The organism is Kitasatospora sp. NPDC058965 (assembly GCF_042741245.1).
Classification (GTDB): Bacteria; Actinomycetota; Actinomycetes; order Streptomycetales; family Streptomycetaceae; genus Kitasatospora.
Window position 1 is genome coordinate 1 of sequence record NZ_JBHYKG010000133.1, and the last position, 22,275, is coordinate 22,275.

A 22,275-nucleotide genomic window follows, 5' to 3' on the forward strand; every position below is an offset into this window, starting at 1 on the left:
CAACCCCGCCGGCCCCCGGCGTCGTCACGTCCGGTCGGTCGTCACTTGCGGTAGAGCGCCTCGACGTCCGCCGCGTAGTCCTTGAGCACCACGTTGCGCTTGAGCTTCAGCGAGGGGGTCAGGTAGCCGTTGGCCTCGGAGAAGACGGTGTCCAGGATCGCGAACTTCTTCACCGCCTCGGCGTGCGAGACCGCCTTGTTGCCCTCGTCCACCGCCTCCTGGACGGCGGCCAGCAGCTGCGGGTCGTCCCGCAGCTCGGCCACGGTCGCGGGCTGACGGCCGTTCAGCTCCAGCCACTTGGGCAGGAACTCCTCGTCGATGGTGACCAGGCAGGCGATGAACGGCTTGCGGTCGCCGACCACCATCACCTCGCCGACCAGCGGGTGGGCCCGGATCCGGTCCTCGATCACCGCGGGCGCCACGTTCTTGCCGCCGGCGGTGACGATGATCTCCTTCTTGCGGCCGGTGATGGTCAGGTAGCCGTCCTGGTCCAGGCTGCCCAGGTCACCGGTGGCGAACCAGCCGTCGCGCAGCGCCTCGGCGGTCGCGGTCGGGTTGTTCCAGTAGCCGGTGAACACCTGCGGGCCCTGGAGCAGCACCTCGCCGTCCTCGGCGATCCGGACCGCCGAGCCGGGCAGCGGCTGGCCCACCGTGCCGATCTTCGGACGGTCGTCCGGGTTGAAGGCGGTGGCCGCGCAGGTCTCGGTCAGGCCGTAGCCCTCCAGCACGGTGAAGCCGATGCCGCGGTAGAAGTGGCCCAGCCGCTCGCCCAGCGGGGCGCCGCCGGAGATCGCGTGGGTGGCCCGGCCGCCGAGCGCGGCGCGCAGCTTGCGGTAGACCAGCTTGTCGAAGAGCGCGTGCCGCAGCTTCAGCCCCAGGCCCGCCCCGCCCTGCTCCAGGGCCCGGCTGTAGGCGATCGCGGTGTCCGCGGCCCGGTCGAAGACCTTGCCCTTGCCGTCGGCCTGCGCCTTGGCCCGGGCGGTGTTGTAGACCTTCTCGAAGACTCTGGGCACGCCCAGGATCAGGGTCGGCCGGAACGAGGCGAGCTCGGCGGTGACGTCCTTGATGTCGGAGACGTGGCCGATCTTGGTGCCGGAGATCGCGGTGGCGATCTCGGCGATCCGGCCCAGCACGTGGGCCAGCGGCAGGAAGAGCAGCACCGAGCTCTCGCCGCTGACGAACAGCTCGGGCATCCGGGCCGTCACGTTGCCCAGCTCGGCCAGGAAGTTGCCGTGGGTCAGCTGACAGCCCTTCGGGCGGCCGGTGGTGCCCGAGGTGTAGACGATGGTGGCGATCGAGTCCTCGGTGGGGACCGAGCGGCGCTCGGTGACCGTGGCGTCGCCCACGCCGGCGCCGAGCCCGGCCAGTTCGGCCAGCGCGCCGCGCTCGATCTGCCAGCTGTGCCGCAGCTCGGGCAGCCGGTCCCGGACCTGCTCCAGCACGGCGGCGTGGCTGTCGGTCTCGGTGACGACGGCGACCGCGCCGGAGTCGCCGAGGATCCACTGCACCTGCTCGGCCGAGGAGGTCTCGTAGACCGGCACGGTGATCGCGCCGGCGGACCAGATCGCGAAGTCGAGCAGGGTCCACTCGTACCGGGTGCGGGACATCACGCCGACCCGGTCGCCCGGCTGCACGCCGGCCGCGATCAGGCCCTTGGCGGCCTTGTGCACCTCGGCCAGGAAGTCACGCGCGGTCAGGTCCTGCCAGACGCCGCCGAGCTTGCGGGCGATCACGGCGGTGTCGGGACGGCGCTCGGCGTTCTGGTGCACCAGGTCGGACAGGTTGCCCCCGCTCGGAACCTGGTAAAGGGCCGGAAGGCTGAACTCGAGCACCACTGCTCCTCGTCTGCGACGCTGCGGGGACGGCAGGACGTTACTGCCCGGTAGGGAGGTTCGGGTAGGGGGATCGGGGCCGGTGTTCGAAGTGTCACATCCCGGGGCGAACCCGGGTCGAACGCCGATCACCGCCGGTGGAACCCTACGGCAGCGCCCCGGTGACCCGTCGGTAGGGCCCCACGGGCGCGGTCGGCGGGCCCGTCCGCGATAGCCTTCGGGGGCACTGACTGGCGCGCACAGCCCGGGACACAGCGGAGGCCCACCCATGGCGGAACACACCAGGTCGAGCATCGTCATCGCGGCGACCCCGGCCGAGGTGATGGCGGTGATCGCCGACTTCGACGCGTACCCGGCCTGGACGGGCGAGGTCAAGGAGATCGAGGTGCTGGACCGCGACGGGGCCGGCCGGGCCGCCCAGGTGCGGCTGGTGCTGGACGCCGGCGCGATCCGCGACGAGCACGTGCTCGCCTACACCTGGGACGACGACCGCGAGGTCTCCTGGACCCTGGTGAAGAGTCAGATGCTGCGCTCGCTGGACGGCTCCTACGCGCTGGCCGCGGTGGCCGGCGGCACCGAGGTGACCTACCAGCTGGCGGTCGACGTGAAGATCCCGATGCTCGGGATGATCAAGCGCAAGGCCGAGAAGGTGATCATCGACCGGGCGCTGGCCGGGCTGAAGAAGCGGGTCGAGACGCCCTGATGACCCGGGTGGTGCTGGTCACCGGGGACGCCACCGCGATCCCGGCGGTGGCCGCCGCGACCGCGCTGCACGCCGCCGGCCGCGGCCTGCGCACCCTGCTGCTGGCCGCCGACGACCCGCACCGCCAGCTGGACGACCAGCTCGGGCTGCGGCTGACCGGCAAGGCCGAGCGGGCCGCCGAGGCGCTGTGGGCCGTCCGGCTGGACCCGCAGGAGGCGTTCCGGCACGCCGTCGCGGCGCTGGACGGCAAGCTGCGCACCGGCTTCGACCTGCTCGGCGTGGAGCCGCTGGACGGCGACGAGCTGACCGCGCTGCCCGGCACCGGCCAGCTCGCGCTGCTGCGCGCTCTGCGGCTGCCCGAGGGCGTCTACGACCTGCTGGTGGTGGCCGCACCGCCGCCCGCCGAGCTGACCGCCGCGCTGGCCCTGCCCGAGCAGTTGGACCGCTACCTGGCCCGGCTGGTCCCCGAGCAGCGGCAGGCGGCCCGGGCGCTGCGCCCGCTGCTGGCCGCCGTGGCCGGGGTGCCGATGCCGGCCGACTGGGTCTACTCGGCCCGGTCCTGGGCGGCCGCCGAGCTGGCCGCCACCCGCGCGGTGATCGAGTCGCCGGCCACCTCGGTGCGCCTGGCGGTGGAGGCCGGCGCCTGCGCGCCCGCCGCGCTGCGCCGGGCCGCGGCCGGGCTGGCGCTGTTCGGGCACCGGCTGGACGCGGTGGCCGCGCACCGGGCGCTGCCCGCGGCGGCCGCCGACTCCGCCGACCCGTGGCTGGCCGAGCAGGCGGCGGCGGAGCGGGCCCGGCTGGCGGCGATCGACCTCGGGGTGCCGCTGCTGGTGGCCGACCGGTCGGCGGCGGACGCGGCCGCGGTGGCCGCCCAGCTGTACGCGGACCGGCCCGGGGCCGGCCCGGAGCCGGGCGAGCGGTGGCCCTGGCGGGCCGAGGACCGGCGCGTCGAGGACGGGGTGCTGATCTGGCGGCTGGCCGCGCCGGGAGCCGAGCGGGCCGACCTGGACCTGGTGCGGCGCGGCGACGAACTGGTGGTCGCGCTCGGTCCGTACCGTCGGATCCTGCCGCTGCCGGGGGCGCTGCGGCGCTGCACGGTGGCGGGGGCCGCGCTGCGCGACGGCGAGTTGACGTTGCGCTTCGCTCCTGACCCGGGTCTCTGGCCGAGCGGGTCCTGAGTCCCTTCTCATGGCAGGGGCGGTAGCTTCGACGGTGGGCCCGCCGAACGGGGGCCGGGAGAGGGAGCCGCGTCATGAGCAGTTCAGAACCTGTCGACAACCCCTTGGTGGACGAGGTCCGAAAGCTGGCCACCGCCCTGACCGGGCAGGCGCAGCAGGCGTTCGGCCGTCTCCAGGCCGACAATCCGGAGGTGTTCGAGCACCTCAAGGCGGCCGGCGGCGAGCTGCTCGCCGCGTACCGGGCGGCCGTGTCCGGGCACGAGAAGCGCTGGTCGGCACCCGAACCGGCGGCCTCGGAGCCGATCGACGTCGAGGAGTGAACAGCGGCTGAAGCGACGCGCAGCCGGGGTACAAGTTGTCTGGACCTCACTACCGAGGGAGACCCATCGCCTACCGAACGAATCGGATCGTACGACTTTTGAAGCCTCTCGGCAGGGTTCGCTCGGACTTGTCTTCGGTTAATGTATGGCCAAGTCTGTACGGGAGCACTGCCGGGCGGGTACCGTTCCGCCCATCCGCACGAGCGAATGACTGAGGGACACATGGCTCTGACCATCGGCGTCGATGTCGGCGGCACCAAGATCGCGGCCGGCGTGGTCGACGAGAGCGGCGCGATCCTGGCGCGCACCAGGGTGCCCACCCCGGCCGACCCCCAGTGGGCGGTCGACGCCATCGCCCAGGCCGTGCGCGAACTCAAGGAGCAGTACCCCGCGGTCGAGGCGGTGGGCCTGGGCGCGCCCGGCTTCGTCTCCCGCGACCGGTCCACGGTGATCTTCGCCCCGAACATCGCCTGGGAGAACGAGCCGCTCCGGGTCCGGGTCGAGGAGCTCACCGGCCTGGACACCGTGGTGGAGAACGACGCCAACTGCGCGGCGTGGGCCGAGTTCCGGTTCGGCGCGGCGGTCGAGCACAGCGACATGGTGCTGATCACGGTCGGCACCGGCATCGGCGGCGGCATCGTGCTGGAGGGCAAGCTGCACCGCGGCCGGTTCGGCGTGGCCGGCGAGATCGGCCACCTCAACATGGTCCCGGACGGCCTGCTCTGCGGCTGCGGCGGCAAGGGCTGCTGGGAGCAGTACGCCTCCGGGCGGGCGCTGCGCCGCTACGGCCGGGAGAAGGCGGCGGCCGACCCGGTGGCCGGCAAGCGGATGCTGGAGCTGAACGACGGGGTGGCCGAGACCATCCGCGGCATCCACATCACCGAGGCCGCCGAGGACGGCGACCCGCTGGCGCTGGAGGTCTACGACGAGGTCGCCGACTGGCTCGGCCGCGGCATGGCGGACCTGGCCGCGCTCTTCGACCCGGGCGTCTTCGTGCTCGGCGGCGGGGTCTCCGACTCCGGCCGGCTGCTGCTCGACCCGGTGGCCAAGGCCTTCGAGACGTACCTGACCGGCGGCGTGCACCGCCCGCGCGCCGAGGTGGTGCTGGCCTCGATGGGGTCGGCCGCCGGCATCGTGGGCGCGGGCGACCTGGCCCGCACCAGCTGACCCGGCGTCAACCCCGCGGCACGCCACCGGCTCCGCCCGCGCGGAGCCGGTAGCGTGTCAGGGTGACCGCCGATGGAGTGATCTGCGAGCTGCCGCCGTCCGGACCGCTGCCCGACGGGTCCGAGCTGGTCCGGGTGCTCAGTTACAACATCCGCTCGCAGCGGGACGACCGGGCCGCGCTGGTGCGGGTGGTCCGGGCCTGCGCGCCGGACCTGGTCTGCGTCCAGGAGTCGCCCCGGTACTGGCGGCCCGAGGGGCAGGCGGCCTGGCTGGCCCGCAGCACCGGGACGGTGATCCTCTCCGGCGGCGGCCGGACCGCGGCCGGACCGCTGCTGCTCGGCGGGCTCAAGGTGACCGTCGAGCGCCGGGCCGACCGGCTGCTGCCCAAGCACCGCGGCCTGCACGCCCGCGGCTTCGCCACCGCCGTGGTGCGGATCGGCCGCGCGGTGCCGTTCGCCCTGACCAGCTGCCACCTGAGCGTGGACCCCGGGGAGCGGCTGGGCCAGTTCCGGCTGCTCCCCGAGCAGTCGCTGGGCCTGCCGCACTCGGTGATCGGCGGCGACTTCAACGCGCACCCCGAGGACCGGGACTGGGGCGAGCTGGCCGCGCGTTACCAGGACGGCTGGGCCACCGCGCCGTGGGGCGGCGAGTACACCTCCCGCCCCGGCGACCCGTTCCAGCGCCTGGACGCCGTCTTCGCCTCCCCGACCGTCGAGGTGCTCGCCTGCGGCGTCCCCGCGCTGCCCGCCGAGGACCTGCTGGCGGCCACCGACCACCTGCCGGTGCTCGCGGTGCTCAGGGTCCCGGCCGCCGCCTGACGGCGGGTCAGACCACCGCACCGCCCATCGGGTCCGGCGGCTCGTCCTCGTCGCGGTCCTTCATCCGCACCACCAGGGTGGCGAAGCCGCCGAGGAAGGCGGTGAGGCCGACCCAGGCGGGCCAGCCGGCCACCTCGCGCCAGACCAGGGCGTCGAAGAGCAACAGGGCCGGGCCGCCGAGCACGGCGATCCAGGCGAAGGTGGCGGTGGTGTCGCCGGTGGGCAGCGGGGGCGGCTCCGGCGGGACGTAGTGGCCCTCGTCCGGGTCCTCGGCCGCGTCCCAGTCGCGCGGCCCGCCGGCCTGGATCCGCGGGCGCGGCTGCGGGGTGAAACCGGACAGGTCGGGGCCCTCGCTCCGGGCCCGCAGGTTCTCGATCTCCGGCCAGTCGGGGCGGGTCAGGTCGACCGGGTCGTCGAACTGGGCGACCAGCGCGGCGAAGATGGCGTCCTGCTCGGCCTGGCTGCCGGGCAGCGGCGCGGGGCGCCGCTGACTGTCCTGCGGGCGCTCCTCGTCGTCGCCCGCGGGGGTGTTCTCCTGCTCGTGCTCGTGCACTGCCGGCCCTTCGGTCCTGGTGGCCCTAGCCCCGCTGGTCGGTGGCCTCGGTGGGCTGCGTCGCCTTGGACAACCGCCGGAGGAACCCGAGGGATTCCTCGAAGACCTGTCCGGCGTCGTGGTCCAGGGTCGCCACGTGGAAGCTGCGCTCGCACAGCCGCTCCGTCACGTCGACCGAGGATATCCGGGCCAGCACCAGGGCGGAGTTGGCCGGCGAGACCACGTGGTCCTGCGGGCTGCGCAGCAGCAGCACCGGCTGGGCGACCCGCGGCAGCGCCTCCTGCACCTGGCGCCACAGCCGGCTCAGCGACCAGGCCGCGTGCAGCGGCACCCGGTCGTAGCCCACCTCCTCGGCGCCCGGCAGGGCGATGTCGCCGGCCACCCCGGGCAGGCTGGGCAGCAGGTGGCGCAGCACCGGGAGCAGGACGGTGGCCGGATTGTCCGAGCGCACCGAGGGGTTGACCACCACCACGCCGGCGACCCGGTCGCCGAAGTCGGCGGCCAGCTTCAGCGCCAGCCCGCCGCCCATCGACAGGCCGCACACGAAGACCTCCGCGCACTCGTCGAGCAGCACCGACAACTCCCGGGCCAGCTCGGCGTACCAGTCCTCCCACCGGGTCACCTGGAGGTCCTGCCAGCGGGTGCCGTGCCCGGGCAGCAGCGGCAGCGCGACGGTCAGCCCGGCCGCCGCCAGGTGCTCGGCCCACGGGCGCAGCGACTGCGGGGAGCCGGTGAAGCCGTGGCACAGGAGCACACCGGTGGGACCGCCGCGGTGGTGGAAGGGCTCGGCTCCTGGCAGCAGCGTCATCTGCGGCTCCTCGGGGAAGACGGCACACGGGCTCGGGAGCCGCATCGTCCCACGGCCCCGGCGGCCCGTACAGACCCGGGGCCGCCCGGGGCGGTGGCGGGTGCGTCCGGGGTCACGTCGGGGCATTAGGATCGTGCGGTCTGCAACACAGGAGGTCCGGGTTGTTCTACCGACTGATGAAGATGATCGTGGCGCCGATGCTGCGGATCTTCTTCCGGCCGTGGATGGAAGGTGCGGAGAACATCCCGGACGAGGGACCCGCGATCATCGCGAGCAACCACCTCTCGTTCTCGGACTCCTTCTTCCTGCCCGCGCTGATGAAGCGCCGGGTCACCTTCATCGCCAAGGCCGAGTACTTCAACACGCCGGGCATCAAGGGCAAGCTGACCGCCGCCTTCTTCAAGGGCGTGGGCCAGCTGCCGGTGGACCGCTCGGGCGTGCGCGGGGCCGGCGAGGCGGCGATCCGCAGCGCGATCGCGGTGATCGACCGCGGCGAGCTGTTCGGGGTGTACCCCGAGGGCACCCGGTCGCCCGACGGCAAGCTGTACCGCGGCAAGGTCGGCGGCCTGGCCCGGGTGGCGCTGCAGACCGGCGCGCCGGTGATCCCGGTGGCGATGATCGACACCGAGAAGGTGCAGCCGCCCGGCCAGGTGGTGCCCAACTTCGGCATCCGCCCGGGCATCCGGATCGGCCGCCCGATGGACTTCTCGCGCTACCAGGGCATGGAGAACGACCGCTTCATCCTGCGCTCGGTCACCGACGAGGTGATGTACGAGATCATGCGGCTCTCCGGCCAGGAGTACGTGGACATCTACGCCACCGCCGCCAAGCGCCAGCTCGCCGAGGAGAAGAAGCGGGCCGACGCCGAGCGCCGGGCCGAGCAGCGCGCCGAGCGGGCGGCCGAGAAGGCCGCGGAGAAGGCCGCCGCCGAGGCCGAGAAGGCCGCGGAGAAGGAGCGCCAGGCGGCCGAGCCGGAGCAGCCGCACGAGTAGCCGCGGAAACGACCGCGTCGGGGGAGCGGGGATGGCAGTACTGCGCAGTGGCCCGGACGGGGCGGTCGGCGCCGGCGGGATGTCGGTGGAGCTGCCGCTCTGGCGGGCCATCAGCGGTTTCCGGGTGCTGGCGCTGGGCTACGCGCTGCTCCGGTACGCCGCTTCGTTCCACCGGTTCCTGCACCCGGTGCCCGGCTGGATCTACCTGGGCGCGCTGGTGCTCTGGACGCTGGCCACCCTGCGGGCGTTCGGCAACCCGCGGCGGCTCGGGTGGCCGCTGCTGGCCGTCGACCTGGCGGTCGGGCTGACCGGCATCGCCCTGAGCGGGGCCTACGACACCCCGGCCCGGATCGCCGCCGGCTCGCTGACCCTGCCCGGCATCTGGGTCTGCGGCACCGTGCTCGGCTGCGCCGGCCGGGGCGGTTGGCGGCCGGCCACGGGGGCCGCGCTGCTGCTGGTCGGGGCCAACGTGCTCTGGCACGGCGGGGTGGACGGCGACAACCTGCACGACGCCGTGCTGCTGGTGCTGGTCGGCTGCGCGATCGGGTACGTGATGGAGCTGGCCCGGGCCGGCGAGGCCACGCTGACCGAGGCGCTGCGGGTGGAGGCGGCCACCCGGGAGCGGGAGCGGCTGTCCCGGGACATCCACGACGGGGTGCTCCAGGTGCTGGCGCTGGTCCGGCGTCAGGGCGGCGGCGAGCTGGCCCGGCTGGCGGGCGAGCAGGAGCGGGCGCTGCGGGTGCTGATGGCCGGCGCGGTGCTGCCCCGGCAGACCGCGGGCGGCGACCTGGACCTGCGCGAGCTGCTGGCGCGGCACGAGGCCGGGCGGGTCGGCGTCGCCGGGCCGGCCACCCCGGTGCTGCTGCCGGCCGCGGTGGCGGGCGAGCTGGCCGCCGCGGTGGCCGCCGCGCTGGACAACGTCGAGCGGCACGCCGGGCCGGCCGCCCGGGCCTGGATCCTGCTGGAGGAGGAGCCGGACGCGGTGACCGTCTCGATCCGCGACGACGGGCCCGGCTTCGCGCCCGGGCGGCTCGCCGAGGCGCGCGCGGCCGGCCGGCTCGGGGTGGCCCAGTCGATCGAGGGCCGGCTGCGGGACCTGGGCGGCACCGCGGTGCTGACCAGTGCGCCGGGGGAGGGCGTCGAGGTGGAGCTGCGGGTGCCCAGGGAGGCGACGTGACCGGGCCGGTGCGGGTGATGGTGGTGGACGACCACCCGATGTGGCGCGAGGCGGTGGCCCGCGACCTGGCGGAGGCCGGCTTCGCGGTGGTGGCCACCGCCGGGGACGGGGAGCAGGCCGTCCGGCGGGCCCGCGCGGCCCGGCCCCAGGTGCTGCTGCTCGACCTGCAGCTGCCGCTGCTGCCGGGCGCGGAGGTGTGCCGGCAGGTGGTGGCCCGGGACCCGGCGGTGCGGGTGCTGGTGCTGTCGGCCAGCGGCGAGCACGCCGACGTGCTGGCCGCGGTGAAGGCCGGGGCGACCGGGTACCTGCTGAAGTCGGCCGGCCGCGAGGAACTGCTGGCGGCGGTGCGCAGCACGGCGGCGGGCGAGCCGGTCTTCACCCCGGGGCTGGCCGGGCTGGTGCTGGGCGAGTTCCGCCGGCTCGCGGTGGAGCCGGCCGCGGCCGCGCCGGCGGCCCCGCAGCTGACGGCCCGGGAGACCGAGGTGCTGCGGATGGTCGCCAAGGGCCTGTCGTACCGTCAGATCGCCGACCGGCTGGTGCTCTCGCACCGCACGGTGCAGAACCACGTGCAGAACACCCTGGGCAAGCTGCAGCTGCACAACCGGGTCGAGCTGGCCCGCTACGCCATCGAGCAGGGCCTGGACGAGGGCTGACCGGGCGCGCCGGCCAGCCCCCGGCGGGTTCAGTGCACCGGCGCCGCGGTCCGCAGCAGGTCGGCGACGATGCCCACGCCGTCCAGGGTGAGCACGGACTCCGGGTGGAACTGGAGGGCCGCGAAGCCGGGGCCGCGCAGGCCGTGCACGTCGCCGGTGACCGGGTCGCAGGCGAGCTCGACGCCCTCGGCGGCCAGCCGCTCGCGGTCCCCGTCGGCGCAGCGGGCGGTGAAGGTGTTGTAGAAGCCGACCGTGCGGGGGACCCCGAACAGCTCGACGGTCTCCTGCGCGCCCTGGTACACCCGGGCCTTGCGGTGCAGCCCCAGGCCCAGTTCGGCGCAGAGCAGCTGGTGGCTGAGGCAGACCGCGAGCAGCGGCGCGCGGCGCGCCCCGGTCCGCGCGGCCGCCAGCGCTTCGGCCACGATCGGCCGCAGCAGCGCCATCTTCGGGTCGGCGGGGTCGGCCGGGTCGCCCGGGCCGGGCCCCAGCACCAGCGGCCCGCGGTGCGCGGCCGCCCGGGCCCGCAGCCCGGGCTCGTCGTACCGGACCACCGCCACCTGCTGCCCCAGCGAACGCAGCAGGTGCGCCAGCATCGCGGTGAAGGTGTCCTCGCCGTCCACCACCAGGGTGGGCTCGCCCTGGGGGGCCGTCAGCGGCTGCTGCATCCGCAGCCAGAACGGGGCCAGGTCGGCCCGCCGGGCGTCCAGCGCCGTCTGCACCCGGTGGTGGTCCGCCAGCCGCGGCGCGCCGGCCTGCGCCCCGCCGCGGGCCGGCGCCGGGCGGGCGCCGATCGCGGCCAGCACCCCGGCCGCCTTGGCGTGCGTCTCGGCCACCTCGGAGTCCGGGTCGGAGTGGCGCACCAGGGTGGCCCCGACCCGGACCACCAGCGAGCCGTCGGCCGGGTCGATGTCCGCGGTGCGGATGCAGATCGGCGAGTCCAACTGCTGCCCGCCGCCGGCCGAGCGGCCGATCAGCGCCAGCGCGCCGGAGTAGTAGCCGCGCCCGCTGCGCTCGTACCGGCGGATCACCCGGGTCGCGTTCTGCACCGGGCTGCCGGTCACCGTGGCCGCGAACATGGTCTCCCGCAGCACCTCGCGCACGTCCAGCGAGGTGCGCCCGCGCAGCTCGTACTCGGTGTGCGCGAGGTGCGCCATCTCCTTGAGCCGCGGTCCGAGCACCTGGCCGCCCAGGTCGCCGACGGTGCACATCATCTTGAGTTCCTCGTCGACCACCATGGTGAGCTCCTCGAGCTCCTTGGGGTCGTGCAGGAAGGCCAGCAGGGTCTCCAGGGTCGGGCCGCCGGCCGGATAGCGGTAGGTGCCGGAGATCGGGTTCATCACCACGGTGCCGCCGGACTGCCGGACGTGGACCTCGGGCGAGGCGCCGACCAGCACCCGGTCCCCGGTGTGCACCAGGTAGGTCCAGTAGGCGCCGCGCTCCTGGTCCAGCAGGCGGCGCAGCAGGCTGAGCGCGAGGGCGGGGGAGAAGTCCGCCAGCCGGCCGCGGAAGTCGCGCCGGATCACGAAGTTGGCGCCCTCGCCGTTGCCGATCTCGTCCGTGATCACCCGGCGGACGATGTCGGCGTACTCCTCGTCGTCGATGTCGAAGGCGCCCTCGGTCAGCGTCACCGGCAGCTGCGGCAGCGCGGCCAGCACCTCGGCCAGCGGCAGCGCGTACTGCTCGCCGATCCGCAGCGCCTGCAGCGGGGTGGCGTCGTCGTGCGCCTCGAAGCCGCGCTCGCGGATCTGCCGGTACGGGACCAGGGCCAGCAGGTCGTGCCGGGGCCGGGCGTCGGCCGGCGCCCCGGTGGGCAGCGGCAGCTCGGCGAGCGTTCCGTACTCCCCGACCTCGCCGATCAGCAGCTCGACCGTGTCGGGCGCCAGCCGCGGGGCGCGGCGGTGCAGCAGGGCGAAGGCGGGGGCGCCGGGGGCGGTGAGCCGCGAGAGCAGGGCTGCGGCGGATGTGGGACTCGTCACGTGCGGCTTCTTTCCGTTCGGAGGGAGGTCCGCGCTTCGGGGAGAGCCGTCCTGGTACGACGACGGCCGCCCCGTGGGGCGGCCGATCTGTCGTCAGGGACGCGCGATCAGTGGGCCACCACGGGGATGGTCCACCACCAGGAGAAGGGGTGCGGCGCGTTCACGGCTGCGACAGTAGCCCATCGCCGGGCGCCGGTCCGGGGACGGCGCCCGGAATGGACGGGGGTCCGGGGATTGTCCGCCGCGTGTCTCAGCACGCGGGCAAGACGCACGAATCGCCCACGCCACCCCGTAGCCTTTGTCCCGTGACCGTGAACTCTCTCCACACCTGGCAGACCCTGCCCGCGGCGCAGCAGCCCGAATGGCCGGACCCCGAGGCGCTGCGCACCGCTCTTGCGGACCTCGCCTCGTATCCGCCGCTCGTCTTCGCCGGCGAGTGCGACCAGCTGCGCGCCCGGCTCGGTGCCGTCGCGCGTGGTGAGGCGTTCCTGCTGCAGGGCGGCGACTGCGCCGAGGCCTTCGACGCCGTCTCGGCGGACCACATCCGCAACAAGCTCAAGACCCTGCTGCAGATGGCCGCCGTGCTGACGTACGCCGCCTCGGTGCCGGTGGTCAAGGTCGGCCGGATCGCCGGCCAGTACTCCAAGCCGCGCTCCAAGTCGACCGAGACCCGCGACGGCGTGACGCTGCCGGTCTACCGCGGCGACTCGGTGAACGGCTTCGAGTTCACCGAGCAGTCCCGCCGGCCCGACCCGGAGCGGCTGAAGCGGATGTACCACGCCTCCGCCGCCACGCTGAACCTGGTCCGCGCCTTCACCACCGGTGGCTACGCCGACCTGCGCCAGGTGCACGCCTGGAACCAGGACTTCGTGCGCAACTCGCCGGCCGGCCAGCGCTACGAGCGCCTGGCCAAGGAGATCGACAACGCGCTCAGCTTCATGCAGGCCTGCGGGGTCGCCCCGGAGGAGTTCAAGACCGTCGAGTTCTACTCCTCGCACGAGGCGCTGGTGCTGGACTACGAGACGGCGCTGACCCGGGTGGACTCGCGCACCGGCGAGCTGTACGACGTGTCCGGCCACATGGTCTGGATCGGCGAGCGCACCCGCCAGCTGGACGGGGCGCACATCGAGTTCGCCTCCAAGGTCCGCAACCCGATCGGCGTCAAGCTCGGCCCCACCACCTCGGTGGACGAGGCGCTGACCCTGATCGAGCGGCTCGACCCGGACCGCGAGCCCGGCCGGCTCACCTTCATCACCCGGATGGGTGCGGGCAAGATCCGCGACCACCTGCCCGCCCTGGTGGAGAAGGTCACCGCCTCCGGCGCCCAGCCGGTGTGGATCTGCGACCCGATGCACGGCAACACCTTCGAGGCGGAGACCGGGCACAAGACCCGCCGGTTCGACGACGTGCTGGACGAGGTGCGCGGCTTCTTCGAGGTGCACCGCTCGCTGGGCACCCACCCGGGCGGCATCCACGTGGAGCTGACCGGTGACGACGTGACCGAGTGCGTCGGCGGCGGCGACGAGGTGCTGGTCGACGACCTGCACCAGCGCTACGAGACGGCCTGCGACCCGCGGCTCAACCGCAGCCAGTCGCTCGACCTGGCCTTCCTGGTAGCGGAGATGTACCGCGGCCACTGAGCCCCGGGCCCGAGTGTGACGAAGACCCTGCTCCGCACGGCGGAGCAGGGTCTTCTGCGTTTCCGGGCCGCCAGGTAAGGTAAGGCTTAGCTCAAACGCTCGAAGGGCTCAGCAGCCCCGCACCACCCGGGAGAGACCGCGATGTACGTGTGCATGTGCCATGCGGTCACCGAGGACCAGGTCAAGCGGGCGATCGACGCGGGTGCCAACTCCCCGCGCCAGATAGCCCAGGGCTGCAGGGCCGGGACGGACTGCGGCTCCTGCGTGCGCCGGATCCAGGCGCTGCTCGGCGAGCACGGCGGCCGCCCGTGCCCGACAGCCAGGCTGGCCGCCAAGCTGGGGCTGGCCGACCCCGAGGCGACCGCGGAGCAGTCCCGCAACGCGCCCGAGCCGCCGGTCCGCCGGGTGGCCTGACCGGTCAGCTCTCCTCGGGCTGCTCGATCAGCGTGGACAGGTAGAGCGGCTCGCCCAGGCGCTCGAGCAGTTCCAACTGGGTGTCGAGGTAGTCGATGTGGTTCTCCTCGTCGGCCAGGATCGACTCGAAGAGGTTGGCCGAGGTGATGTCGTTCTTGGCCCGCATCACCACGATGCCGCGGCGCAGCCGGTCGATCGCCTCGACCTCCACCTGCCGGTCGGCCTCGAACATCTCCTTGACCGTCTGGCCGATCCGGACATGGAAGAGCCGCTGGTAGTTGGGCAGGCCGTCGAGCAGCAGGATCCGGTCGGTCAGCACCTCGGCGTGCTTCATCTCGTCGAACGACTCGTGCCGGGTGTACTTCGCGAGCTTGGTCCAGCCGAAGTTCTCCTGCATCTTCGCGTGCAGGAAGTACTGGTTGATCGCGGTCAGTTCGGCGGTGAGCTGCTCGTTGAGGAACTCGATGACCTCGGGGTCGCCCTTCATGGGGTGTGCCTTTCCTGGCTCGCTGGACGCTCTGGTTGGACGCATCCTGGCACCGCTACGGGTGATATTTCCAGTAAGTTCACGCTCACTCGTTTATGTGTCGGCTTGACCGATTTGCAGACTTTTTCGGCATATGGCGGGTCGCTGAGGCATTCGGTGGGGCGTGCGGTGCCGGAGTGGGGCGCGCACGGACTGATGACCGCCGTCTGTCACCATGGAGCCATGGGTCAGTCCGAGGAAGCAGCAGCAGGCCAGTCTGACCCCAGGCTCCCCCCGGGCCAGCGGCTGCAGCGCGGCTGGCCGGTGCTGCACTACGGCCCGGTGCCCCGGTTCAAGCCGGCCAGCTGGGACCTCCAGGTGTTCGGCGCCACCGCCTCCGGCGAGAAGCACAGCTGGGACCACGAGGCCTTCCACCGGCTGCCCCGGACCACGGTCCGGGCCGACTTCCACTGCGTGACCCGGTTCTCCATGCTGGACGCCGAGTGGAGCGGGGTGGCCGCGGCCACCGTGCTCGACCTGGTGCCGCCGGCCCCCGGGACCACCCACGTGATGGTCTGGGCCGAGTACGGCTACAGCGCCAACCTGACGCTCGGCGAGTTCGCCGACCCGAGCACCGTCCTGGCGACCCACCACGACGGCGACCCGCTGACCCTGGAGCACGGCTTCCCGGTCCGCCTGGTGGTCCCGGGCCGGTACGCCTGGAAGGGCCCCAAGTGGGTCCGCGCGGTGGAGTACATGACCGCCGACCGGCGCGGCTTCTGGGAGGAGCGCGGCTACCACAACCGCGCCGACCCGTGGCAGGAGCAGCGGTACTCCTACCAGGAGGAGCCGGGCGACGGCCCGCTCGGCTGAGACCCGCCCGGCCCCTAGAACTTGATGGTGACCGTGCTGCCCCTGGGCGCCGTCGACCCCGCCTGCGGGTTCTGGCTGGAGACCGAGCCGAGGCCGAAGAGGTTCAGCCCGCTGGTCTTCACCTTGAACCCGGCCGTGGTCAGCGCCTTGGTCGCGTCCGACTCGCTCATCCCGGTCACGCCGGGCACCGGGACCGGCTGCGCGCCCTTGGAGACGGTCAGCGTCACGGTGCTGCCGGGCGCGGCCGTGCCGGTCACGTCCTGGGCGGCGACCGCACCGGCCGGCGCGGTGTCCGAGTAGGCCTGGTCGGTGGCCAGCGCCACCTTGAAGCCCGCGTCGGTGAGCTGCGACTGCGCCTGGTCGATCGGCTTGCCGGTGACGTCCGGCACCGGGACCGGCGCCGCGCCCTTGGAGACCACCAGGGCCACCGGCGCGTTCGGCGCCAGCGGCTGCCCCGGCGCCGGCGAGGTGGAGATCACCGAGCCCTGCGGCACGGTCGGGCTGAAGTCCTCGGTCGTGGTCCCGGGGGTCAGCCGGGCCGCGCCGAGCTGGGCGCGGGCCTGGTCCAGCGGCCTGCCGGTGACGTCGGGCACCGCGATCCGCTCCGGGCCCTTGGAGAGGGTGACCTTGACCCCGTCGCTCTTCTGCACCTTCTGGCCCACCGCCGGGTCGGTGGAGATCACCTGGCCGGACGGCACGGTCTCGCTGAAGGCCTGCACGAAGCGGGCGCTCAACCCGGCCCCGTCCAGCGTGCTGCGGGCCTGCGCCTGGCTGAGGCCCAGCACGCCGGGCACCGTCGTGTAGACCGCGCCGGAGAGCAGGTAGCTGGTGGTGGCCACCACCGCGGCCAGCACCGCCAGCACCACGCCCCAGACCAGACCGCGGCGCGGGCGCCGGGCGCGCGGCGGACGGGCCGGGCGCACCGGCTCCGGCTCGTGGTACGGGCGGGTCGGCGGCAGCAGCGGCTGCGGCAGCACGCTGGTGCGCTCCGGCGGCGGGCCGGACAGCACCGAGGTGGGCTCGCTGGTGCCGAACCGCGGGGCCGGCCGGGTGGCGGCGGGCGGCTCGGCGTCGAGTTGGGCCGGGGTCAGCCGACGGCGCGCCCGCTGCAGGGCGGCGAGCAGTTCCACCGCGTCCCACGGCCGGGCCTGCGGGTCGCGGGCGGTGGCGGCGCGCACTATCGCGTCCAGCTCCGGCGGCAGCCCGGGGACGGCGAGCGAGGGGGCCGGCACGTCCTCGTTGAGGTGACGGTAGATCACCTGCAGCGGGTTCTCGCCGGTGTAGGGCTTGCTGCCGGTCAGCAGCTCGTACAGCATGATCCCGGCCGCGTAGACGTCCACCCGCTGGTCGGTGCCGTCCTGCGGCTGGATCTGCTCCGGCGCCAAGTACGAGACGGTGCCCATGATCTGACCGGGCGTGGTGGTGTCGGTCACCGAGGCGCCGGTGAGCTGGCGGACCAGGCCGAAGTCGGCGACCTTGACCAGGCCGCCGTCGGTGATCAGCACGTTCTCCGGCTTCACGTCCCGGTGCACCAGGCCGGCCCGGTGCGCGGCGCCGAGCGCGGCCAGCACCGGCTCCAGCACGTCCAGCGCCGCCCGCACCGAGAGCGCGCCGCGGTCGCCGAGCAGGTCGCGCAGGGTCCGCCCGGGCACGTACTCCATGGCCAGGAAGACCACGCCGCCGTCCGCGCCCTGGTCGAAGACGTTGACCACGTTGGGGTGCGAGAGCCTGGCCACGGCCTTGGCCTCGCGGATGAAGCGGTCGGTGAACCCGTCGTCGCCGGCCAGCGCCCGGTGCATCACCTTGAGCGCCAGCACCCGGTCCAGCCGGGTGTCGGTGCCGCGGTAGACGGTGGCCATGCCGCCCACCGCGATCCGCGCCTCGACCCGGTAGCGGCCGTCGAGCAGCGCGCCGATCAGGGGGTCGTTCAACGTCGTGTCCACCGTAGGAGTGTAGGGGCGGGCAGGGCACGGTTGGGTGTCGACCACGTCCTGGTTCCGTACCCCGCCCGCCGTACGGGCCGTCAGAAGGCGGGGCGCTCGCGGTGGTCGAGGTCGGCCCGGCCGGCCATCGCCGAGGAGGCCTCGGCGTGGAACCGGCGCGGGATCCGGCCGGCCCGGTGCGCCAGCCGGCCGGCCTCGCAGGCCCGGCGCATCGCGTCCGCCATCAGCACCGGCTCCTGCGCCCGGGTGACGGCCGAGGCCAGCATCACCGCGGAGCAGCCCAGTTCCATCGCCAGCGCCACGTCGGAGGCGGTGCCCGCGCCGGCGTCCAGGATCACCGGGACACCGGCGCCCTCGACGATCAGCTGGAAGTTGTGCGGGTTGCGGATGCCCAGCCCGGAGCCGATCGGCGAGCCGAGCGGCATGATCGCCGCACAGCCCACGTCCTCCAGCTTGCGGGCCAGCACCGGGTCGTCGTTGGTGTAGGGCAGCACGGTGAAGCCGTCGTCCACCAGCGTCTCGGCGGCGTCCAGCAGTTCGATCGGGTCCGGCAGCAGGGTCCGCTCGTCGGCGATGACCTCCAGCTTGACCCAGTCGGTGCCCAGCGCCTCGCGGGCCAGTCGGGCGGTCAGCACCGCCTCGCCGGCCGTGAAGCAGCCGGCCGTGTTGGGCAGCACCCGGATCCCGTTGCGGACCAGCACGTCCAGCACCGAGCCCTGGGTGTCCGGGGCGACCCGGCGCATCGCGACGGTGGTCAGCTCGGTCCCGGAGACCCGCAGCGCCTGCTCCAGCACGTCCAGGCTGGGCGCGCCGCCGGTGCCCATGATCAGGCGGGAGGTGAAGGCGGTGCCGCCGAGGTGGAAGAGGTCGTCGGCCACGGCTCAGCCCCCCTGGACGGCGGTGAGGATCTCGACCCGGTCGCCGGCGGCGAGGCGGGTGTCGGACCAGGCGCCGCGCGGCACCACGGTCTCGTTGACCGCGGCGGCCACCCCGGCGGCGGCCCGGGTCAGCTCGGCGACCAGGTCGGCGAGGGTGGCGGGTCCGGCGAGCTCGCGCGGCTCGCCGTTGACGGTCAGCGGGATCTGGTTCATGCGGAGCTCCTGGCGAAGCGGCTGGGGGAGAAGGGGGCGGCGAGGGCGGGGACGGTGCCGGTGGCCAGGTACTCGGCGAGCAGGTCGGCGGTGACCGGGGTGAGCAGCACGCCGTTGCGGTAGTGGCCGGTGGCGGCGACCAGGCCGGGCAGCGCGGTCGGGCCGAGCAGCGGGGCGTTGTCCGGCGAGCCCGGGCGCAGGCCGGCGCCGGTCTCCACCAGCGGCAGCTCGGTGATCCCGGGGACCAGCTCGTGCGCGTCGCGCAGCAGCTCGTAGACGCCGCCGGCGGTGACCGTGGTGTCGTAGCCCTGCTCCTCGCTGGTGGCGCCGACCACCAGCTCGCCGTCGGCGCGCGGGACCAGGTACAGGTGGGCGCCGCGGACCACGGCGCGCACGTTGCGGGACAGGAACGGGCGGTACGGCGCGGGGATCCGCAGCCGCAGGATCTGCCCCTTGACCGGGCGGACCGGCGGCAGCACCCCGTCCGGCAGGCCGGGCAGCCGGTGGCTGCGGCAGCCGGCCGCCAGCACGGTCCGACCGGCCGTCACCCGCTCGCCGGTGCCGGTGCGCACCCCGACCGCCCGGTCGTGCTCGACCAGCAGCTCGGCGGCCTCGGCGCGGTGCAGCACGACGCCGGCCCGCTCGCAGGCCCGCAGCAGCGCGGTCAGCAGCCGGCGGCCGTCCACCTGGTGGTCGTCGGCCACGTGCAGGCCGCCGCGGACGCCGGGGGCCAGCATCGGTTCGAGCTTGCGGGCCTCGCGGCCGGTGACCCAGGTCGAGTCCAGGCCGAGCCGCTGGTGGAACGCGTGCAGCTCGCCCAGCTCGGCCTTGTCGTCGGCGTCCAGCGCGACGGCCAGGGTGCCGGTGGCGCGGTAGCCGGTCTCCAGGCCGGTGGCGGCCGCCAGCTCGGCGGCGAACTCGGCGTACCGCCGGTTGGAGGCGATCCCGAGGTGCAGCAGCGGCTCCTCGCCGTACTGCAGTTCGGTGACCGGGGCCAGCATGCCGGCGGCGACCAGGGCCGCCCCGCCGCCGGGCCGCGGGTCGAGCACGGTGACGGCCAGGCCCCGCTGGCGGGCCCGCCAGGCCACCGCGAGCCCGATGATGCCGCCGCCCACGACCAGGACGTCGGTTCGCGCACCGTCTTCCAAGCGCGTCAAGAGAACGGTTCTCCCTTCGCCGGAATGACCCGGATCAGGTTCGGACGGTCGCAGGCCGCGCAGCCCGCCTCTCAGCCCGGTGCGCCGGGCTCCCGTGAGGATGCCCCCACCATAACGCCGGTCCCGCACCGCGTTGAAGCGACCGCCCATGGGGTGGGACGCCCGCCGCTACAGTGGGCCGGTGGCTGATGAGCGTGTGGTGATCGTCGGGGCGGGGATGGCCGGGGCGCAGTGCGCGGTGGCGCTGCGCGAGGGGGGCTGGTCGGGGGCGGTGACCCTGGTGGGGGCGGAGCAGCACCTGCCGTACGACCGCCCGCCGCTCTCCAAGGACGTGCTGCTGGGCAAGGCGGACCGGACCGCCTTCGAGCTGGACTGGGCGGAGCTGGGCGTGGACCTGGCGCTCGGCCGCACCGCGACCGGGCTGGCCGCGGGGGTGCTGGCGACCGACGCCGGCGAGCTGCGCTACGACCACTTGGTGCTCGCCACCGGGGCCAGGGCCGTGCCGCTGCCCGGCGCGGGGAACGAGCGGCTGCTGCGCACCCTGGACGACGCGCTGGCACTGCGTCAGGTGCTCACCCCCGGTCAGCACCTGGTGCTGGTCGGGGCCGGCTGGATCGGTGCCGAGACCGCGACCGCGGCCCGGCAGCTGGGCTGCGAGGTGACCGTGCTGGAGGCCGCCGCGGCCCCGCTGGCCGACGCCCTGCCGCCGGAGCTGACCGCCCCGATGGAGCGCTGGTACGCCGAGGCCGGGGTCCGGCTGCGGCTCGGCGCCCGGGTCGCCGCCGTGGAGCCCGGCGCGGTGCGGCTGGCCGACGGCACCGCGGTGCCCGCCGACCAGGTGGTGGTCGGCATCGGCGCCCGCCCCGACACCGGCTGGCTGGCCGGCGGTCCGGTGGAGCTGGACGCCACCGGCGCCGTCGTCACCGACGACCGGCTGCGCACCTCGCTGCCCGGGGTGTACGCGGCCGGCGACTGCGCCTCCTACCCCTCGGCCCGGTTCGGCGGACGGATCACCGTCCAGCACTGGGACCACGCGCTGCACTCCGGCCGCGCGGCGGCCGCGGCGGTGCTCGGCACGGACCTGCCCTACGACCCGGTCCCCTACTTCTGGTCCGAGCAGTTCGGCCGCATGGTGCAGTACGCCGGCCGGCACGCCGCCGGCGACGAGCTGGTGTGGCGCGGTTCGCCCGAGGACCCGCAGTGGAGCGCGCTGTGGCTGCGCGACGGCGCCCTCACCGCGCTGCTCACCGTGGACCGCCCGCGCGACCTGGCCCAGGGCCGGCGCCTGGTCGAGCAGCGCCCGCAGCTCGATCCGGCCGCGGCCGCGGACCCGGAGGTGCCCCTGAAGTCGGCGGTGGGTGCGCGCCGGGCCTGACAGGTGGCAGGCTGGTCCCGTGAGTAGCGAGACGGAATCCACCATTGAAGCCCTGGTCACGGACTGGGCCTACCTGCCCGACATCTCGGAGCGCTGGGGGGTGCTGGTCACCGAGGTGCGTCAGATGGTCAAGGACCACAAGCTGATCGCGGTGCGCCGCGGTCCCAACAACGCGCTGCAGGTGCCGGCCGCCTTCATCGAGGACGACGGCCTGGTCAAGCACCTGGCCGGCACCCTGACCGTGCTGCGGGACGGCCGGTTCACCGACGAGGAGATCCTGGAGTGGCTCTTCACCGATGACCCGTCGTTGCCCGGCAGCCCGATCCAGGCCCTGCGCGAGAACCGCGGCACCGAGGTGAAGCGCCGCGCCCAGGCGCTCTCCCTGTGACCGCCGGCGCCGCGTACCGGGCGAAGCTGGCCGCGGCCAGGCTCTACCTGTGCACCGACGCCCGCCGCGAGCAGGGCGACCTGCCCGAGTTCCTGGACGCGGTGCTGGCCGGCGGCGTCGACATCGTGCAGCTGCGCGACAAGAACCTGGAGGCCAAGCAGGAGCTGGAGTACCTGGAGCTGTTCGCGGACGCGGCGGCCCGGCACGGCAAGCTCTTCGCGGTCAACGACCGGGCGGACGTGGCGCACGCGGCCCGGCCCCAGGTGCTGCACCTGGGCCAGGACGACCTGCCGGTGCCGGCCGCCCGGGCGGTCCTGGGCCGGGACGTGGTGATCGGCCGCTCCTGCCACGCCGAGTCCGAGGTGGCCGCGGCGATCGCCGAGCCGGGCGTGGACTACTTCTGCACCGGCCCGGTCTGGCCCACCCCGACCAAGCCGGGCCGTCCGGCGCCGGGCCTGGGCCTGGTGGAGTACGCGGCGAAGCAGGACACCGACCGCCCGTGGTTCGCGATCGGCGGCATCGACCTGGGCAACCTGGACCAGGTGCTGGCGGCCGGCGCCACCCGGGTGGTGGTGGTCCGCGCGATCACCGCGGCCGAGGACCCGGGGGCCGCGGCCGCGGAGCTGGCCCGCCGGCTCGCTCAGTAGCGCCGCACGGTGGCGGCCCCGGCCAGCGCGAGCAGCGGGGCCCGGGCCGGCCCGGGGACCAGTGGGGCGGCCACCAGCGCGGCCCGCGCACGGGCCCACAGCTG

23 protein-coding genes and 1 riboswitch are annotated in these 22,275 nt (G+C 74.4%); of the genes, 14 read left to right on the plus strand and 9 right to left on the minus strand.

Annotated features, from left to right (window positions below; translation table 11 throughout):
* Positions 1-41 precede the first annotated feature (41 nt).
* Positions 42-1,832: an AMP-dependent synthetase/ligase gene (locus tag ACFW1A_RS21885; protein WP_380410803.1), complete on the minus strand. Its 1,791-nt coding sequence runs from the start codon at positions 1,830-1,832 to the stop codon at positions 42-44.
* Positions 1,833-2,100: 268 nt separating this feature from the next.
* On the opposite strand from ACFW1A_RS21885, the gene ACFW1A_RS21890 reads away from it, so the two are divergent.
* The 5 genes from ACFW1A_RS21890 to ACFW1A_RS21910 all read left to right on the plus strand — a co-directional run bounded on the left by ACFW1A_RS21890 (position 2,101) and on the right by ACFW1A_RS21910 (position 6,018).
* Positions 2,101-2,535, plus strand: coding sequence for an SRPBCC family protein (locus tag ACFW1A_RS21890; protein WP_380410804.1), 435 nt, complete (start codon positions 2,101-2,103; stop codon positions 2,533-2,535).
* Positions 2,535-3,713 (plus strand): ArsA-related P-loop ATPase, encoded by a 1,179-nt coding sequence (locus tag ACFW1A_RS21895; protein ID WP_380410805.1) that lies wholly within the window; start codon positions 2,535-2,537, stop codon positions 3,711-3,713. The genes ACFW1A_RS21890 and ACFW1A_RS21895 overlap by 1 nt, the downstream gene beginning before the upstream one ends.
* 74 nt (positions 3,714-3,787) lie before the next feature.
* Entirely contained in the window at positions 3,788-4,033 is a 246-nt protein-coding gene (locus tag ACFW1A_RS21900) for a DUF5304 family protein (RefSeq protein ID WP_380410806.1), read from the plus strand.
* Positions 4,034-4,255: 222 nt separating this feature from the next.
* Positions 4,256-5,200 (plus strand): ROK family glucokinase, encoded by a 945-nt coding sequence (locus tag ACFW1A_RS21905; RefSeq protein WP_380410807.1) that lies wholly within the window; start codon positions 4,256-4,258, stop codon positions 5,198-5,200.
* Between the two features lie 62 nt (positions 5,201-5,262).
* Positions 5,263-6,018, plus strand: a complete 756-nt coding sequence (locus tag ACFW1A_RS21910; RefSeq protein WP_380410808.1) for an endonuclease/exonuclease/phosphatase family protein — start codon at positions 5,263-5,265, stop codon at positions 6,016-6,018.
* Between the two features lie 7 nt (positions 6,019-6,025).
* Here the strand turns inward: ACFW1A_RS21910 and ACFW1A_RS21915 are convergent, their stop codons facing one another.
* Positions 6,026-6,571, minus strand: a complete 546-nt coding sequence (locus tag ACFW1A_RS21915; RefSeq protein WP_380410809.1) for a hypothetical protein — start codon at positions 6,569-6,571, stop codon at positions 6,026-6,028.
* A gap of 25 nt (positions 6,572-6,596) precedes the next feature.
* Complete coding sequence (locus tag ACFW1A_RS21920) at positions 6,597-7,379, minus strand: alpha/beta hydrolase (protein WP_380410810.1); 783 nt, start codon at positions 7,377-7,379, stop codon at positions 6,597-6,599.
* 176 nt (positions 7,380-7,555) lie between these two features.
* Here ACFW1A_RS21920 and ACFW1A_RS21925 point away from each other — a divergent pair, with 176 nt between their 5' ends.
* From ACFW1A_RS21925 to ACFW1A_RS21935, 3 genes are read left to right on the plus strand one after another with little or no spacing between them, the layout of a single operon-like run.
* On the plus strand, positions 7,556-8,371 hold the full coding sequence (locus ACFW1A_RS21925) for a lysophospholipid acyltransferase family protein (RefSeq protein ID WP_380410824.1): 816 nt from the start codon (positions 7,556-7,558) through the stop codon (positions 8,369-8,371).
* Between the two features lie 31 nt (positions 8,372-8,402).
* Positions 8,403-9,548 carry a MacS family sensor histidine kinase gene (gene macS, locus ACFW1A_RS21930; protein WP_380410811.1) on the plus strand — a complete coding sequence of 382 codons (1,146 nt, stop codon included), beginning with the start codon at positions 8,403-8,405 and terminating at the stop codon, positions 9,546-9,548.
* A 17-nt stretch (positions 9,549-9,565) separates the two neighbouring features.
* Positions 9,566-10,201 carry a response regulator gene (locus ACFW1A_RS21935; protein WP_380410825.1) on the plus strand — a complete coding sequence of 212 codons (636 nt, stop codon included), beginning with the start codon at positions 9,566-9,568 and terminating at the stop codon, positions 10,199-10,201.
* A gap of 29 nt (positions 10,202-10,230) precedes the next feature.
* On the opposite strand, the gene ACFW1A_RS21940 is transcribed toward ACFW1A_RS21935, so the two are convergent.
* Positions 10,231-12,177, minus strand: coding sequence for an anthranilate synthase family protein (locus ACFW1A_RS21940; protein ID WP_380410812.1), 1,947 nt, complete (start codon positions 12,175-12,177; stop codon positions 10,231-10,233).
* Positions 12,178-12,482: 305 nt separating this feature from the next.
* Between ACFW1A_RS21940 and ACFW1A_RS21945 the strand changes: the two genes are divergently transcribed.
* Together ACFW1A_RS21945 and ACFW1A_RS21950 are read left to right on the plus strand one after the other, a co-directional pair.
* Positions 12,483-13,817, plus strand: coding sequence for a class II 3-deoxy-7-phosphoheptulonate synthase (locus tag ACFW1A_RS21945; protein ID WP_380410813.1), 1,335 nt, complete (start codon positions 12,483-12,485; stop codon positions 13,815-13,817).
* Between the two features lie 141 nt (positions 13,818-13,958).
* Complete coding sequence (locus ACFW1A_RS21950; RefSeq protein ID WP_380410814.1) at positions 13,959-14,231, plus strand: bacterioferritin-associated ferredoxin; 273 nt, start codon at positions 13,959-13,961, stop codon at positions 14,229-14,231.
* Positions 14,232-14,235: 4 nt separating this feature from the next.
* Here the strand turns inward: ACFW1A_RS21950 and bfr are convergent, their stop codons facing one another.
* On the minus strand, positions 14,236-14,718 hold the full coding sequence (bfr, locus tag ACFW1A_RS21955) for a bacterioferritin (protein ID WP_380410815.1): 483 nt from the start codon (positions 14,716-14,718) through the stop codon (positions 14,236-14,238).
* 222 nt (positions 14,719-14,940) lie between these two features.
* Here bfr and ACFW1A_RS21960 point away from each other — a divergent pair, with 222 nt between their 5' ends.
* Entirely contained in the window at positions 14,941-15,570 is a 630-nt protein-coding gene (locus tag ACFW1A_RS21960) for a sulfite oxidase-like oxidoreductase (RefSeq protein WP_380410816.1), read from the plus strand.
* A gap of 14 nt (positions 15,571-15,584) precedes the next feature.
* On the opposite strand, the gene pknB is transcribed toward ACFW1A_RS21960, so the two are convergent.
* From pknB to thiO, 4 genes are all read right to left on the minus strand, one after another.
* Positions 15,585-17,513, minus strand: a complete 1,929-nt coding sequence (gene pknB / locus ACFW1A_RS21965) for a Stk1 family PASTA domain-containing Ser/Thr kinase (protein ID WP_380410817.1) — start codon at positions 17,511-17,513, stop codon at positions 15,585-15,587.
* Positions 17,514-17,593: 80 nt separating this feature from the next.
* Complete coding sequence (locus tag ACFW1A_RS21970; protein WP_380410818.1) at positions 17,594-18,391, minus strand: thiazole synthase; 798 nt, start codon at positions 18,389-18,391, stop codon at positions 17,594-17,596.
* Positions 18,392-18,394: 3 nt separating this feature from the next.
* Positions 18,395-18,604 carry a sulfur carrier protein ThiS gene (gene thiS, locus ACFW1A_RS21975; RefSeq protein WP_380410819.1) on the minus strand — a complete coding sequence of 70 codons (210 nt, stop codon included), beginning with the start codon at positions 18,602-18,604 and terminating at the stop codon, positions 18,395-18,397.
* Entirely contained in the window at positions 18,601-19,761 is a 1,161-nt protein-coding gene (thiO, locus tag ACFW1A_RS21980) for a glycine oxidase ThiO (RefSeq protein WP_380410820.1), read from the minus strand. The genes thiS and thiO overlap by 4 nt, the downstream gene beginning before the upstream one ends.
* Positions 19,756-19,867: riboswitch (TPP riboswitch) on the minus strand. Its footprint overlaps the gene before it by 6 nt.
* A 42-nt stretch (positions 19,868-19,909) precedes the next feature.
* Between thiO and ACFW1A_RS21985 the strand changes: the two genes are divergently transcribed.
* The 3 genes from ACFW1A_RS21985 to thiE are packed head-to-tail and all read left to right on the plus strand — an operon-like array spanning position 19,910 to position 22,171.
* Positions 19,910-21,136 (plus strand): NAD(P)/FAD-dependent oxidoreductase, encoded by a 1,227-nt coding sequence (locus tag ACFW1A_RS21985; RefSeq protein WP_380410821.1) that lies wholly within the window; start codon positions 19,910-19,912, stop codon positions 21,134-21,136.
* Between the two features lie 19 nt (positions 21,137-21,155).
* Positions 21,156-21,524 (plus strand): Rv2175c family DNA-binding protein, encoded by a 369-nt coding sequence (locus ACFW1A_RS21990; protein ID WP_380410822.1) that lies wholly within the window; start codon positions 21,156-21,158, stop codon positions 21,522-21,524.
* A complete protein-coding gene (gene thiE / locus ACFW1A_RS21995) occupies positions 21,521-22,171 on the plus strand; it encodes a thiamine phosphate synthase (RefSeq protein ID WP_380410823.1) in 651 nt (216 codons plus the stop codon). The genes ACFW1A_RS21990 and thiE overlap by 4 nt, the downstream gene beginning before the upstream one ends.
* The last annotated feature ends 104 nt before the right edge of the window (positions 22,172-22,275 follow it).

Bases quoted from the DNA above. Each gene is read 5' to 3' on its own strand.
- ACFW1A_RS21890 (WP_380410804.1), top strand. From the start codon at position 2,101: ATGGCGGAACACACCAGGTCGAGCATCGTCATCGCGGCGACCCCGGCC.
- ACFW1A_RS21895 (WP_380410805.1), top strand. From the start codon at position 2,535: ATGACCCGGGTGGTGCTGGTCACCGGGGACGCCACCGCGATCCCGGCG.
- ACFW1A_RS21900 (WP_380410806.1), top strand. From the start codon at position 3,788: ATGAGCAGTTCAGAACCTGTCGACAACCCCTTGGTGGACGAGGTCCGA.
- ACFW1A_RS21905 (WP_380410807.1), top strand. From the start codon at position 4,256: ATGGCTCTGACCATCGGCGTCGATGTCGGCGGCACCAAGATCGCGGCC.
- ACFW1A_RS21920 (WP_380410810.1), bottom strand. From the start codon at position 7,379: ATGACGCTGCTGCCAGGAGCCGAGCCCTTCCACCACCGCGGCGGTCCC.
- ACFW1A_RS21925 (WP_380410824.1), top strand. From the start codon at position 7,556: ATGAAGATGATCGTGGCGCCGATGCTGCGGATCTTCTTCCGGCCGTGG.
- macS (WP_380410811.1), top strand. From the start codon at position 8,403: ATGGCAGTACTGCGCAGTGGCCCGGACGGGGCGGTCGGCGCCGGCGGG.
- ACFW1A_RS21935 (WP_380410825.1), top strand. From the start codon at position 9,566: ATGGTGGTGGACGACCACCCGATGTGGCGCGAGGCGGTGGCCCGCGAC.
- ACFW1A_RS21950 (WP_380410814.1), top strand. From the start codon at position 13,959: ATGTACGTGTGCATGTGCCATGCGGTCACCGAGGACCAGGTCAAGCGG.
- bfr (WP_380410815.1), bottom strand. From the start codon at position 14,718: ATGAAGGGCGACCCCGAGGTCATCGAGTTCCTCAACGAGCAGCTCACC.
- ACFW1A_RS21960 (WP_380410816.1), top strand. From the start codon at position 14,941: ATGGGTCAGTCCGAGGAAGCAGCAGCAGGCCAGTCTGACCCCAGGCTC.
- thiS (WP_380410819.1), bottom strand. From the start codon at position 18,604: ATGAACCAGATCCCGCTGACCGTCAACGGCGAGCCGCGCGAGCTCGCC.
- ACFW1A_RS21985 (WP_380410821.1), top strand. From the start codon at position 19,910: ATGGGGTGGGACGCCCGCCGCTACAGTGGGCCGGTGGCTGATGAGCGT.